Origin of the sequence: Ruminococcus sp. 210702-SL.1.03 (genome assembly GCF_020559915.1) — a bacterium.
GTDB lineage: Bacteria > Bacillota > Clostridia > Oscillospirales > Ruminococcaceae > YE71.
In genome coordinates this window covers 19,793-32,610 of the sequence record NZ_JAJCLZ010000016.1, presented here as the reverse complement: position 1 = coordinate 32,610, position 12,818 = coordinate 19,793, and the positions used below count along the sequence as shown (strand labels likewise).

10 protein-coding genes are annotated in these 12,818 nt (G+C 50.4%); all 10 read right to left on the bottom strand.

Features of this window, described 5'->3' with window-relative positions; all coding sequences use genetic code 11:
- Positions 1 to 52: 52 nt before the first annotated feature.
- Entirely contained in the window at positions 53 to 4,531 is a 4,479-nt protein-coding gene (locus LI114_RS09425) for a PolC-type DNA polymerase III (RefSeq protein ID WP_227220452.1), read from the bottom strand.
- Positions 4,532 to 4,546: 15 nt separating this feature from the next.
- On the bottom strand, positions 4,547 to 5,587 hold the full coding sequence (gene ispG / locus LI114_RS09420) for a flavodoxin-dependent (E)-4-hydroxy-3-methylbut-2-enyl-diphosphate synthase (RefSeq protein WP_227220451.1): 1,041 nt from the start codon (positions 5,585 to 5,587) through the stop codon (positions 4,547 to 4,549).
- Positions 5,588 to 5,631: 44 nt separating this feature from the next.
- Positions 5,632 to 6,678: a M50 family metallopeptidase gene (locus LI114_RS09415; RefSeq protein WP_227220450.1), complete on the bottom strand. Its 1,047-nt coding sequence runs from the start codon at positions 6,676 to 6,678 to the stop codon at positions 5,632 to 5,634.
- 33 nt (positions 6,679 to 6,711) lie between these two features.
- Entirely contained in the window at positions 6,712 to 7,869 is a 1,158-nt protein-coding gene (locus LI114_RS09410; protein ID WP_227220449.1) for a 1-deoxy-D-xylulose-5-phosphate reductoisomerase, read from the bottom strand.
- A 72-nt stretch (positions 7,870 to 7,941) separates the two neighbouring features.
- The gene (locus tag LI114_RS09405; protein ID WP_227220448.1) at positions 7,942 to 8,781 is read right to left on the bottom strand and encodes a phosphatidate cytidylyltransferase; all 840 of its coding nucleotides are present in this window, start codon (positions 8,779 to 8,781) and stop codon (positions 7,942 to 7,944) included.
- A 21-nt stretch (positions 8,782 to 8,802) separates the two neighbouring features.
- Positions 8,803 to 9,549, bottom strand: a complete 747-nt coding sequence (locus LI114_RS09400; RefSeq protein WP_022127316.1) for an isoprenyl transferase — start codon at positions 9,547 to 9,549, stop codon at positions 8,803 to 8,805.
- A 31-nt stretch (positions 9,550 to 9,580) separates the two neighbouring features.
- Positions 9,581 to 10,135 carry a ribosome recycling factor gene (gene frr, locus LI114_RS09395; protein ID WP_022127317.1) on the bottom strand — a complete coding sequence of 185 codons (555 nt, stop codon included), beginning with the start codon at positions 10,133 to 10,135 and terminating at the stop codon, positions 9,581 to 9,583.
- A gap of 51 nt (positions 10,136 to 10,186) precedes the next feature.
- Complete coding sequence (gene pyrH, locus LI114_RS09390; RefSeq protein ID WP_022127318.1) at positions 10,187 to 10,891, bottom strand: UMP kinase; 705 nt, start codon at positions 10,889 to 10,891, stop codon at positions 10,187 to 10,189.
- Positions 10,892 to 11,085: 194 nt separating this feature from the next.
- Complete coding sequence (locus tag LI114_RS09385; protein WP_227220447.1) at positions 11,086 to 12,099, bottom strand: NAD(P)H-dependent glycerol-3-phosphate dehydrogenase; 1,014 nt, start codon at positions 12,097 to 12,099, stop codon at positions 11,086 to 11,088.
- Between the two features lie 21 nt (positions 12,100 to 12,120).
- The gene (gene plsY, locus LI114_RS09380; RefSeq protein WP_022127320.1) at positions 12,121 to 12,810 is read right to left on the bottom strand and encodes a glycerol-3-phosphate 1-O-acyltransferase PlsY; all 690 of its coding nucleotides are present in this window, start codon (positions 12,808 to 12,810) and stop codon (positions 12,121 to 12,123) included.
- Positions 12,811 to 12,818: the final 8 nt, after the last annotated feature.

The following is a 12,818-nucleotide window of genomic DNA, read 5'->3' as shown; positions in this document are numbered from 1 at the left end:
ATTGTCAAGCAGGGGTATGAATATACTTTTACCGTACTGTAAATTTAATTTATCAGAAGCCAAAAAGCGTAGTCTGATTAGAATCGGGCAGGTCGCCGAAAGCGCCGTTATTTTTCAGCGTTTCTATTACCGATCTGCCTACGCCGCTCTGCTGCTGGAATTCTTCTATCGAGATAAAGTCGCCGCTCTGCGCCTTTTCGTAAAGCTGGTTCGCTGCGGAAGCGCCTACGCCGTTTATCGAAACGAAAGGCAGGCGCAGCTTGCCGTCCTCTATGCGATAAATGAAAGCGTGAGATCTATAAATATCTACGGGCAGAAATTCCAGACCGCGCAGCAGCATCTCGTAGATTATCATTAAGGTATCTATCGTGCCCTCTATCTTAGCGGTGCGCTCTTCCTTCGGCTTAGCTTTCAGCTCGAGTATCTTATTTTTTACCATATGAACGCCCTTTACGGCTGTTTCAGCGTCGAAATCCTCGCCGCGGACGGTGAAAACGGCTGCATAGAACACAAGCGGCTCGTGGACTTTGAACCAGCAAAGTTTTATCGCCGAAGTAACGTACGCTGCGGCGTGCGCTTTCGGGAACATATACTTTATCTTCAAACAGCTGTCGATATACCACTGCGGCACGTCATGGTCTAGCATATCCTGCTTCATCTCGTCGGTAAGCAGCTTTGGCGCGTTACCTTTACGGGTTATCTCCATTATCTTGAACGAGCGCTTCGGGTCTACGCCGTGATAGATGAGGTATGTCATGATACTATCGCGCGTTCCGATAACTTCCGAAATCGTGCAGGTGCCGTTTTTGATGAGATCCTGCGCGTTGCCCAGCCAAACGTCTGTACCGTGAGAAAGTCCTGAAATTTGCAGCAGGTCGCTGAAATTCTTCGGCTTCGCATCGAGAAGCATTTGGCAGACGAAAGAAGTACCCATTTCGGGGATACCGAGCGTGCCCGTTTTCCACATAAGATCCTCTTCGGTAACGCCGAGCGCTTCGGGAGAGGTGAAGAGGCTGTAAACTGCGGGATCGGACATGGGTATCTCGGTGATAACGAGTCCTGAAAATTCCTCGAGGTACTTATATATAGTAGGAACATCATGACCCAGCTCGTCGAGCTTCAATATAGTATCATGCAGCGAGTGGAAGTCGAAGTGGGTGGTTATAACGTCGGCTTCGTCCTTTTCGGCGGGGTGCTGCACGGGGGTAAAGTCGTAAACTTCATAATCCCCGGGGATAACTACCATTCCGCCGGGGTGCTGACCGGTAGTGCGCTTTACGTCAAGGCAGCCGTTCACCAGGCGCTGTATCTCGGCAGGGTGGGCTGTTCTGCCGCGCTCTTCGAGATATTTTTTAACGTAGCCGTAAGCGGTCTTTTCCTGCACACCAGAGATAGTGCCCGCTTTGAAAACGTGGTCTTTACCGAAAAGCTCTTCGGTATAGCGGTGCGACTGGCTTTGGAAATCGCCCGAGAAGTTAAGATCTATATCAGGCGCTTTATCTCCGTCAAATCCGAGGAACGTTTCAAACGGAATATCGTGGCCGTCGCGGTGCATATCAGTACCGCACTCGGGACAATTTTTCGGCGGAAGGTCGAAGCCCGAGCCGACCGAACCGTCTGTAATAAACTCGCTGTGGCGGCATTTCGGGCAGACATAATGCGGCATAAGCGGATTAACTTCCGAAATGCCCGACATCGAAGCTACGAAGGACGAACCTACCGAACCACGCGAACCTACCTGATAGCCGTGCTGAACGGAGTTGTAAACAAGCTTCTGCGCTATCATGTAAAGCACTGCGAAACCGTGCTTGATTATGGAAGCAAGCTCGCGGTCAAGGCGTTTATAGACGATCTCGGGGATATGGTCTTTATAATACTCGGCAACGTGAACGTCCTCGCCTTCGGGAACTTCGATAGACTCGGGGGCGCAGTCGCCGTAGATAGAGCAGCACTTTTTCCAGCAAATATCCTGCAATTCGCGCACTGCACCGGGGATAAATGGCGTATATGTACCGTCGGGGAAAGCTTTCAGCCCGCTCTCTATCTTATCGGCTATCATATTCGTATTGGTAACTACCACCTCAAAAGCCTTTTCCTCACCGAGGTAGGAAAGCTCATCGAGCATCTGGTTAGTAGGCTTGAAGTATAGAGGCGCTTGATTATCCGCGTCGGTAAAGCCCTTTGAAGCCATAAGAATGGCGCGATAGGCGCTGTCGCCGGGGTCCATGACGTGAACGTCGCCCGTTGCGCAAACGGGTATGCCCAGCTCGTCGCCCAGCTTTACCACAAAGCGGTTGATATTGCGCAGATCTTCCAAACTATTGATATGAGTGTAAGGGTCTTTCTCGGAAACGAGCATAAACTGGTTATTTCCCTCTGGCTGTATCTCAAGATAATCATAGAAAGAAGCTATCTGCCTTATCTTATCCATAGGCTCGTTATTGAGATACGCGCGGATAAGCTCGCCAGCTTCGCAGGCGGAGGCAACTATAAGACCCTCGCGGTTTTTCACAAGCTCCGACTTCGGTATACGCGGGCGGCGCTTGAAATATTTGAGGTTTGAATCAGAGATAAGGCGGTAGAGATTTTTCAGACCTGTATTATTGCGCACAAGGATTATTTGGTGGTAAGTTTTTGACTCGGGCGCGGTGACCTTATCGGTATCGGCAAGCAGGCTGTTCAGCATATCGGCGGTTATGACCATATGCGGGTACTGGTCGGAGATCATCTCAGCCAGCTTGATGAAAATTTTCGCGAGAACTTCGGCGTCGTCGCAGGCGCGGTGATGGTTAAAATCGCCGTAGCCGAAATGCTCGGCCACATAATCGAGCTTATGCTTTTCAAGCTCGGGCAGCATTTTCTGCGACATAACTACCGTATCGAGCGAGGAAAACGGGAAATCTATCCCCGCGCGCTTTGCGGCTGCTCTGACAAATCCGCAGTCGAAATTAGCGTTATGCGCGACAAGCAAGGGTTTGCCGCCGCAAAATTCCTTAAATCTTTTGAGCACCTCGCCCTCGTCGCGCGCGTCTTTAAGCATATCGTCAGTTATGCTTGTAAGCCCTGTGATGAACTCGGTAAGCTCGCGGTGGGGGTTGCAGAACTCTGAAAAGCGGTCTACTATTTTAAGTCCGCGCAGCTTTACCGCGCCGAACTCTATGATCCTGTCATTAACGGGATTTGTGCCCGAGGTTTCAAGGTCGAAAACTATTATCTCATCGGTAAGCGGGGTCTTTTCCCAGCCTTTATAGATGACAATATCGTTATTGACCTCGTAAGCTTCGATACCGTAGAGAACTTTAAAATCTCCGCCGTTTTTGCGTATGCCTTTAACGGTATTTACGGCGTCGGGGAAGCCCTGAACTACGCCGTGGTCGGTTATCGCGAGAGCCTTATGCCCCCACTCGAAAGCGCGCTTTACGAGGTTGCCGGGAGCGGCGAGCGCGTCCATAGAGGACATATTGGTATGGCAGTGAAGCTCTACGCGCTTATGCTCGCAGGTGTCTTGGCGAGTGGTGCGCTTTACCTGCATAATATCGTCGGGCATGAAATTAAAAGTATGGTCGTAATCGTCCTCGACCACCTTACCGCTCGCGATAATACTCGTGCCCTTTTTCATGACCTCGAGCATAGCGGAAAGCTCGTCCTTGCTGAGGCGGTTGCGGGACTTTTTAGCCGAGCCGAGCAGCTTCATCGAGAATGACGAAGTAAAGTCGGTGAAGTAGATAATAGCTATCAGCATACCGTTTTTAGTTTCGCGGGTGTCGATATGGAAGATCTCGCCCCAAATAACTATCCTATCGGTAAGCTCGGAAGTGATCTCGTTCATAGGCACTACGCGCTCGGTAGGCATGATAGGCGCGCCCTTCAGTACCTTTGCTCCCTCGGCGATTATCGGCAGGCCTGTAAACTCAACGTTGCAGGTACGGTATTCGTGCGGAGCGGAAGGAGCAGAGCCGCCTGCGGGCGAGAAGCCTGCAGGAGCAGAGGACAAAGGATTATTTATCGGGATACTATTCAGATAATCCTCCTGCTGTTTGGCAAAGCTGGCGGTATCAACCTGCGTAATGCCGGTAAGCTCTATGCGCACGCTGATGGAGAACATCTCAAACACCAGCGCGGGAAAAGCGGACTCTATGCCCGCCTTTTTGAGTATATCAGCGCCGCCGTGCTTCAAGCCTACGGTAAAAAGACCGCCCGAGTAGCTGATGTCCGCGCCCTCAAAAAAGCCGTTTACAACTGGAAAGCGCGATTTTAGAAACTGGGTGAGGTCTTGAAAATACTCGGCGCAGAGCATATCGGGCGTATATTTCAGACGCAGGCGCAGCTCTTTAAGCCCCAGCTTTTCGCACATAGAGCGCTCAAACTGCGAAACGTCTGCAAAAGGTACGAGCCGATTTGAACGCGCAAAAAGCTCCAGCGCGCCGTCATGCTCGGTATAGACAAGCTTCAATACGCAGGTGTCGGACAATATCTGCGGCACCTGCTCGTTATAGCCTTCTAAGAATTCGGATAATTTATAATCTTTCATGGTACTTCCCGTTTATCAGAGTTTTTCGATCTCCTCTATAAGTCTGCCGAGGGCTTCGTCCTCGCTGAGCTTACAGATCTGTTTGCCGTGTTTAAAGAGCACGGCGCATCCGTTACCGCCTGCGATGCCTATATCAGCTTCGCCTGCCTCGCCGATGCCGTTTACCACGCAGCCCATTACGGCCACGGTGATGTTTTTATCTATACCGCTCACGGCGTTTTCCACGCGCTTTGCGAGCGAGATGAGGTCTATTTTAGTACGTCCGCAGGTGGGGCAGCTTACTATCTTAACGCCGCTTCCCTTTCCTACCGCCATAAGAATATCCTTAGCGGCGCGTATCTCTTTTACAGGCTCGTCGGTGAGCGAAACGCGGATAGTTTCGCCGATGCCGTCTACCAGCAGCGAGCCTATGCCGACGGCGGATTTAATTATACCCATGCGTTCAGTGCCCGCTTCGGTAACGCCGAGATGCAGTGGGTAATCGCACTTCTGCGCCAAAAGGCGGTAAGCGTTTATCATGGTAGGCACGTTCGAGGACTTTATCGAAATGACTATATCGTCAAAATCGCAGGCTTCGAGAATATGTACATGGCGCATAGCGCTTTCAACGAGCGCTTCGGGGGTGGGCGAGCCGTATTTCGCAAGAAGTTCTTTTTCCAGCGAGCCGCCGTTTACGCCGATCCTTATCGGTATGCCGCGCGCGGTGCAGGCTTTTACTACCGCTTTAACTTTTTCCTCGCCGCCGATATTGCCCGGGTTTATCCTTATCTTATCTATACCTGCTTCGGCGCAGGCGATGGCAAGGCGATAATCGAAATGAATATCTGCCACAACGGGGATATTCACGGCTTCTTTCAGCGCGTAAACGAGCTTTACTGCTTCCATATCGGGGATAGCGGCGCGGATTATCTCGCAGCCCGCGGCTTCAAGCTCTTTTGCTTGGCGGACGCTCTCCTCAGTTTTATGCGCTTCGACATTCAGCATCGACTGTATATATATTTTCTCGCCATTTAGCGTGAGGTCGCCCACGAGTACCGGCTTTACGTTTCTTTTCATGTTATTACAGACCTTTCGGAAAATTGTATGGATCGTCTAATTTGTCAGAATATTTTAGTTATATCACTTACAGTAACTACCACCATTAGGAGCATCAGCAAGACAAGACCCACAAAATGCACAAGACCCTCATACTTAGGGTTGACAGGTTTGCGGCGGATAAGCTCTACTATAAGAAACATGAGTCTGCCGCCATCTAGCGCGGGCAGGGGGAGCAGATTGAAAAGACCTATATTTATCGAGATAAAGCCGCCCATCGCGAGCATATTCTGCGTTAGACCTTTCCAGTCGATACCAGTTTCGGTGCTGGTCTGCGAGTCGATGAGTTCGTTCATCTGATCGACTATACCGACGGGGCCTGAGAGGTCTTTCAGCGAGTATTTGCCCCTTACCAGATCAAAAAGCGAGATATAGATAAGGCGAGAATAGCTGATAGTTTCGTGAAAAGCGTTGTCGATAACAGTGATCGGGTTGAGCTTCACGCCCTTTACCATGAAGTCGATATGGATAGAATCGTCAGTAATGAAAGACACGCCGGTAAGCTTTACACGCTCGCCGTTGCGCTTTACCTCCATATCAAAAACGCCGTCGGCGTCATTCTGCATAGTGTAGGAAAGGTCGATAGCGGAGAAAATTCGCATACCGTTTACCGAAACTATCTTATCGCCCTCGGCAAGACCAGTTTGATTAGAGGTAGCGTTTTCGTAGAATTTCGCGACAGTTGTAGAGGTAATTCCATCGGAAAGGCAGGTATTTACGATGAGAAAAGTAAAGCCCAGCAGAAGGTTCATGACTATTCCCGCGACGACTATCACTATCTTGCGCAGGGGGCTTTTATTGCAGAAAGCCTTATTATCGGAGCTTTCGGTATCCTCGCCCTCCATAGCGCAGTAGCCGCCTATCGGGAAAATGCGCAGTGCGTAGAGCGTTTCGCCCTTTTGCTTTTTAAATATCGCGGGACCCATGCCTATCGCGAATTCGTTCACGCGCACGCCGTTTTTCTTGGCGGCGATGAAGTGGCCGAACTCGTGGATAACGATTATAAGCTCGAAGATGAGCAACGCGAAAAGTATGCTTAAAACTCTGCTCATAGAAAAATATGCCTTTCTTTTGTTTACGAACGCTTAAAGCGCCTTTATCTGTTTTTCTATAAATTCGCGGGCAAATCTATCTGCCGCGAGTATTTTATCCAAGGAATCTGCGGGGGTGTTTTCCATGCAGGTGAGTGCGCGGGTGACAAGCTCGCCTATTTGCAGGAAAGAGATCTTGCCGCCGAGGAAAGCCGCCACCGCGACCTCGTTCGCCGCATTCACGCAGGCAGGAACTATGCCGCCCAGCCGAGCCGCTTTTATGCAGGCGCTCAGGCAGTCGAAAGTATCGAGATCGGGCTTCTCAAAAGTCAGCTTGCCGTAATCGGTGAGCGAAAGTCTGCCCGTCGGGCACTCGGCGCGGTCGGGATAAAGCAGGGCGTACTGTATCGGTATCTTCATATCGGGAACGCCCATCTGCGCTATCACGGAGTAATCGGCGAACTCGACCGCGGAGTGAACGACGCTTTGGCGGTGAACGACTATCTCGATGTCATCTGGAGAAGCGCTGAAAAGGCGCATAGCTTCGATAAATTCAAGACCCTTGTTCATCAGCGTTGAGGAATCGACGGTTATCTTATTGCCCATGCTCCAGTTCGGGTGATTTAGCGCCTGCTCTACCGTGACGTTTGCAAGCTCGGATTTTGTCTTGCCGAAAAACGGGCCGCCCGAAGCTGTGAGGATAATCTTTGTCATCTGCGAGGGCTTATTGCCCTGCAAGCACTGGAAGATCGCAGAATGTTCGCTGTCTACGGGGTAGATATTGACATTTTTTTCTGCGGCTAGGCGCATTACCAGTTCGCCGCCCGCCACCAGCGTTTCTTTATTCGCAAGGGCGATGTCCGTGCCGTTTTCGATAGCGGCAACAGTAGGCTCCAGGCCGACCATACCGACAACGGAATTGAGCATTTTGTCAACGCCATTCATGCGAGCGATGGTCTTTAAGCCCGCCATTCCGCTGAGCACATTTATATTCTTGCCGGCGAGCGCGGTTTTAAGCGCCGCCAATTTGCTCTCGTCGAAAATGCAAACGGTATCTGCGTCGAATTTAAGAGCCTGTTCGGCGAGCAGAGAAACGTTTGAATTTGCGGCGAGGCCTTTCACCCTTATATTATGCTTCTGCGCGACCTCTAATGCCTGTGTGCCGATAGATCCCGTAGAGCCAATTATTGTTATAGTTTGATTTGTCTGCATAAAATACGACCTCAGTCCAAAAAAGGCAAAGGCTTCATGACGTGCCACAAAGCCTTTTATGCCATATAATGTTTATCCTAATGTTACAAGCGCGCCCTGCGAGAAGAGGTAGAACATGAAAGGCGCTACCAGCAGAACGCTGTCAAACCTATCCATGATGCCGCCATGACCGGGCATTATGTTACCGTAATCCTTGATCTGGGTCTGGCGCTTTATAACAGAAGCGGAAAGATCGCCCACAAGTCCTACCAGCGAACAGAACATTCCTGCTATGAATATCGCGAAGAGGTGAACCTCGACGCCCTTATTGATAACACTGTAAATTGCCGCGATCATGAGCAGTAAAACGCCGTTGCAGACAGTTCCGCCGATAAGACCCTCTACGGTTTTTTTCGGGCTGATCACCGGGCAAAGCTTATGTTTGCCGAAGAACGTTCCTGCGAAGTAAGCGCCCGAATCTGCGAGCCATGCGCCCGCAAGGGTGAGGACTACTGCAAATCTGCCGCAGTCGGGGAACATTGAGATAAGCTTGATGAGGGTGCTCATAGAATAAGTAACGAGTAGCGTCATGCCTATCATGGTGAACGGCACGGAGTAGGCGTATTCGCTGTGATTTTTGAGGTACATCAGCAGCATAGCCGCCACGAATATAAAACCGTAAAGCTTGACATTAAAGAAAGTGAAAAAGCCGTGCTTATAGACCATCGGGAGCAGGCAGTCAACTGCGGCAAATGCGAAGCAGGCGCAGCATTCGGGGCGGAATTTTACCAGCCCGACAGCCTTGAAAAGCTCATAGAGAGCACCGACGGCGATAGCAGCTATTGCGAGATTGAAAACCCATGTGTGCGCCAAAGCGAGTATCAGTACAGCTATCACTATCGCGACAGCCGCTGAGATTATTCTAGTCTTCATTTTTTCACGTTCCTTTCAAACTCAAACTCCGCCGAATCTGCGGTTGCGGTCGCTGTAAGCTATTACCGCTTTTTCGAGGTCAGCAGGCTTGAAATCAGGCCACAGGATATTTGTGTAGTAAAATTCGGCGTATGCCGACTGCCATATCATAAAATTTGAGAGGCGCTGTTCGCCGCTGGGTCTGATTATCAGATCTACATCGGGGGCGCAATCACCGTCGAGCTGAGCTGTATATAGGTTTTCGCCGATCATTTTATCGGTAATATCCTGCGGCTCGAGCCTGCCCGACTTCACCTGCTCGGCAAGCACTCTAACCGAGTGGGCTATCTCGTCCCTGCCGCCGTAATTTATAGCGATAAGGAGAGTCATAGCGGTAAAATCGCGCGAATCAGCCTCTACGCTCGCCATTTTCTGCTGAAGCGAGGGGCGCAGCATAGATCTGTCACCGATAAAGCAAATACGGATATTTTCCTCTATAAAATCGCGAACTTCGTCGAGATATTTATCGAAAAGATCCATTATAGCCTCGACCTCATCGGCAGGACGTTTCCAGTTTTCGGTAGAAAAAGCATACACGGTGAAATACTTCACGCCCAGCTTTTTAGCGTGGCGGGTGATGGTGCGGAAAGTCTGCGCGCCCTGGCGGTGACCGAATTTCCGCGGCAGACCGCGTTTTTTAGCCCATCTGCCGTTGCCGTCCATAATAACGCCTATATGCGCAGGCACTTTTGTGCCGGGCGGCAGCAGAGGTTTTTCAGCAGTAGCCATGTCAGTTCAGATCCTTTCAGTTTAAGCTTTATCAGATAGAGAGGATCTCTTTTTCCTTTACAGCCACCTGCTCGTCAACTTCCTTAACATTCTTATCGGTGATCTTCTGGATAGTTTCCTCAGCGCCTTTAAGGTCGTCCTCGGTGATCTCGTTATTCTTTTTCAGCGCCTTGCACTTTTCCATAGCGTCACGGCGGATAGAGCGGATAGCTACCTTGCACTCCTCGCCCATCTTCTTTATCTCCTTAACGAGCTCTTTACGTCTGTCCTCGGTAAGCTGGGGGAAGATAAGGCGGAGCACCTGACCGTCGTTCTGCGGATTGATGCCGACATCGGAAGCCTGGATAGCCTTTTCGATCATGCCGAGGGTAGATTTATCCCAAGGGGAGATAACGAGTATTCTTGCCTCTGCAACAGAAACTGCGGCTACCTGATTGATAGGTGTGGGCGAGCCGTAATAATCTATCTTTACTCTGTCGAGAACGGCAGGGTTAGCTCTGCCCGCGCGGATAGTTCCGAAATCCTCGAGCATAACGTTTATCGACTTCTTCATTTTTGTTTTTGCATTGTCAATTATCTTATCCATGATCTGTAAATCCTCTTTTCTGATATTTTAGGGGATCTTATTTACCCCGAATTATTTTACGATAGTACCGATATTCTTGCCCATGCAGGCGTCGTAGATATTATCAGGACGCGCGATGTCAAATACGAGAATAGGGATCTCATTATCCTTACACATAGCGGCTGCGGTAGAATCCATAACTTTAAGATCCTTAGCGAGAACATCGCCGAAAGTAAGCTCATCGAACTTAACAGCGTCATCGAACTTATGCGGATCTTTATCATAAACGCCGTCTACCATAGTAGCCTTGAAGATGATATCAGCCTCGATCTCGGCAGCGCGCAGTGCGGCGGCTGTATCGGTGGAGAAGAAGGGGTTGCCGGTACCGCAGCCGAAGATAACTACTCTGCCCTTTTCAAAGTGGCGGACAGCCTTGTTTCTGATATAAGGTTCTGCGACCTGCGGCATAGAGATAGCCGTCTGCACGCGAACTTCAAGGCCGCAGTTTTCCATACCATCGGCAACTGCGAGGGCGTTCATAGCGGTAGCGAGCATACCTATATGGTCGGCTCTGGTTCTATCCATAGCGCCGCTTGATCTGCCGCGCCAAAAGTTGCCGCCGCCGACTACTATACCAACCTGCACGCCTTCGTCAACGCACTTCTTTACCGAACGTGCGAGAACGTTTATTATCTCATAATCAAGTCCCATTTTTTTATCGCCCGCGAGAGCTTCGCCGCTCAACTTGAGCAGAATTCTTTTATACTTTGGTTCCATCAAATACACTCCTTAAATGTATCATGCCGCGAAATACGGCTGCGCTTTTACTATACCTAATTCGGTACAGTATTACCTACTATAAATTATACAATATTTCGGCAGTATTGTAAAGTACTTTTTGCAATTTTTCTAAAAAAGTTCAAACAAAAAGCAGACCACCGCAAAACGCGGGCAGGTCTGCCTGAAATTGTTTATTTACTCTCGCCAAGGAAATCTTTTTCCGTTTCGTTTTTCTTCGGGCGCTGCATAAGCGCGGCGATGGTCATTTTAGGGTCAAGACCCTCGAAAAGCACGGCGTAGAGCTGCTCGGTTATCGGCATTTCAACGCCTAAGCGGTGCGACAGCTCGTAAGCATTTTTGGTACAGGTATAGCCCTCTACCGTGCCGACGCGCTCTACCGCTTCGTCGGGAGAAACGCCCTGACCTATGAGGATACCTGCGCGGCGGTTGCGGCTGTGCATACTGCAGCAGGTAACGATAAGGTCGCCGATGCCGCTGAGTCCGCCGAAAGTATCAGACTGTGCGCCCATAGCTATGCCGAGCGCCGAGATCTCGCGGATACCGCGGGTCATGAGAGCAGCTTTGGTATTATCGCCCAAGCCGAGGCCGTCGCAAACGCCTGCCGCCAGCGCGATAACGTTTTTCAGCGAGCCGCCCAGTTCGCAGCCGATAACGTCATCGTTGACATATATCCTGAAATTAGCGTTGGAAAGAGTATTCTGAACGTAATAAGAGACCTCGCGGTCGTCGGAAGCGACAACTATCGTGGTGGGCACTCCCCTAGCGAGCTCTTCGGCGTGAGAAGGGCCGGTAAGTATAGCTACACGGTTTTTCGGCATAGATTCTTTAGTGACCTCGCTCATAGTTTTGAGCGTGCCGATCTCCAGACCCTTAGCGGTATTTACGACAATGCTCTCGGACTGGATATACTGCGCCGCCTCTTCGCAAACGCCGCGGCAGAAGGTAGTAGGTATGCCGAGGATAACGAGGTCTTTATCGCGCACCTCAGAAATATCGGTAGTGAGCTTTACTTCAGGGGGAACTTTCACGCCGGGGAGCTTTGCTTTCAGCTCGCCCGTGCGCTCGATAGCGTCGATCTCGTCGCGAAATTTAGACCAAACGGTAACATCATGACCGGCGTTCGCACACATTATCGCGATGGAAAGTCCGAAGCCGCCTGAGCCGAGTATGATTATTTTAGCCATAGCCATCTCTCCTTGGAAAAGTCAGTTTTTGATCTCCGGCGTATCGTTTTCTGCCGGATCGACCTTTTTCTGTCCGAATTTATTTTCGTTGCCTGCGATCAGTCTTTTTATGTTAGGTTTGTGCATATAAACTATCAGCGCGCCTATGCAGAGGGTGATAAGGAAGTTTTCGAGTCTGCCGTCCATATGGCGCACCGACTGGGTTATGATCGTAAAAACGGGGTACATCACCGCGGCGGAGATAGAGCCTACCGAAACGTACTTTGTTATAGCGAGAACTATCGCGAAAACGCCTACCGAAAGCACGCAGGTGAGGGGGTCCATAGCGATAAGAGTCGTAGCCGCAAGCAGTACGCCTTTGCCGCCGTGAAAACCGTAATATATCGGGAAAATATGGCCTATCATGGTGAAAAGACCTGCCACATAGCCTATGAAGATCTTATCGTTAAAGAAAGTAATATCTAGCAGGTTGCCGACTATCAGTCTTGCCGCGACTACCGCTGCAACGCCCTTAAAAAGGTCGCAAAGGAGGGTCGCGAGCGCCGCGCCCTTGCCGTAAACGCGGAGGACGTTTGTAAGGCCTGCGTTGCCGCTGCCCTTTTCGCGAATATCTTCGCCCTTAGCAAGCTTAACCACGATTATCGCGGAGTTTAGGCTGCCCCAGAAGTAAGAGATCAGAGCCGTGATGATAAGACACAATGCGTATTTCATGCAGCGCC

Coding starts and splice junctions, on each gene's coding strand:
- plsY (WP_022127320.1), bottom strand. CDS start 12,810: ATGAAATACGCATTGTGTCTTATCATCACGGCTCTGATCTCTTACTTC.
- ispG (WP_227220451.1), bottom strand. CDS start 5,587: ATGAAAAGAAACGTAAAGCCGGTACTCGTGGGCGACCTCACGCTAAAT.
- LI114_RS09400 (WP_022127316.1), bottom strand. CDS start 9,549: ATGGCTACTGCTGAAAAACCTCTGCTGCCGCCCGGCACAAAAGTGCCT.
- LI114_RS09405 (WP_227220448.1), bottom strand. CDS start 8,781: ATGAAGACTAGAATAATCTCAGCGGCTGTCGCGATAGTGATAGCTGTA.
- pyrH (WP_022127318.1), bottom strand. CDS start 10,891: ATGGAACCAAAGTATAAAAGAATTCTGCTCAAGTTGAGCGGCGAAGCT.
- LI114_RS09415 (WP_227220450.1), bottom strand. CDS start 6,678: ATGAGCAGAGTTTTAAGCATACTTTTCGCGTTGCTCATCTTCGAGCTT.
- LI114_RS09385 (WP_227220447.1), bottom strand. CDS start 12,099: ATGGCTAAAATAATCATACTCGGCTCAGGCGGCTTCGGACTTTCCATC.
- frr (WP_022127317.1), bottom strand. CDS start 10,135: ATGGATAAGATAATTGACAATGCAAAAACAAAAATGAAGAAGTCGATA.
- LI114_RS09410 (WP_227220449.1), bottom strand. CDS start 7,869: ATGCAGACAAATCAAACTATAACAATAATTGGCTCTACGGGATCTATC.
- LI114_RS09425 (WP_227220452.1), bottom strand. CDS start 4,531: ATGAAAGATTATAAATTATCCGAATTCTTAGAAGGCTATAACGAGCAG.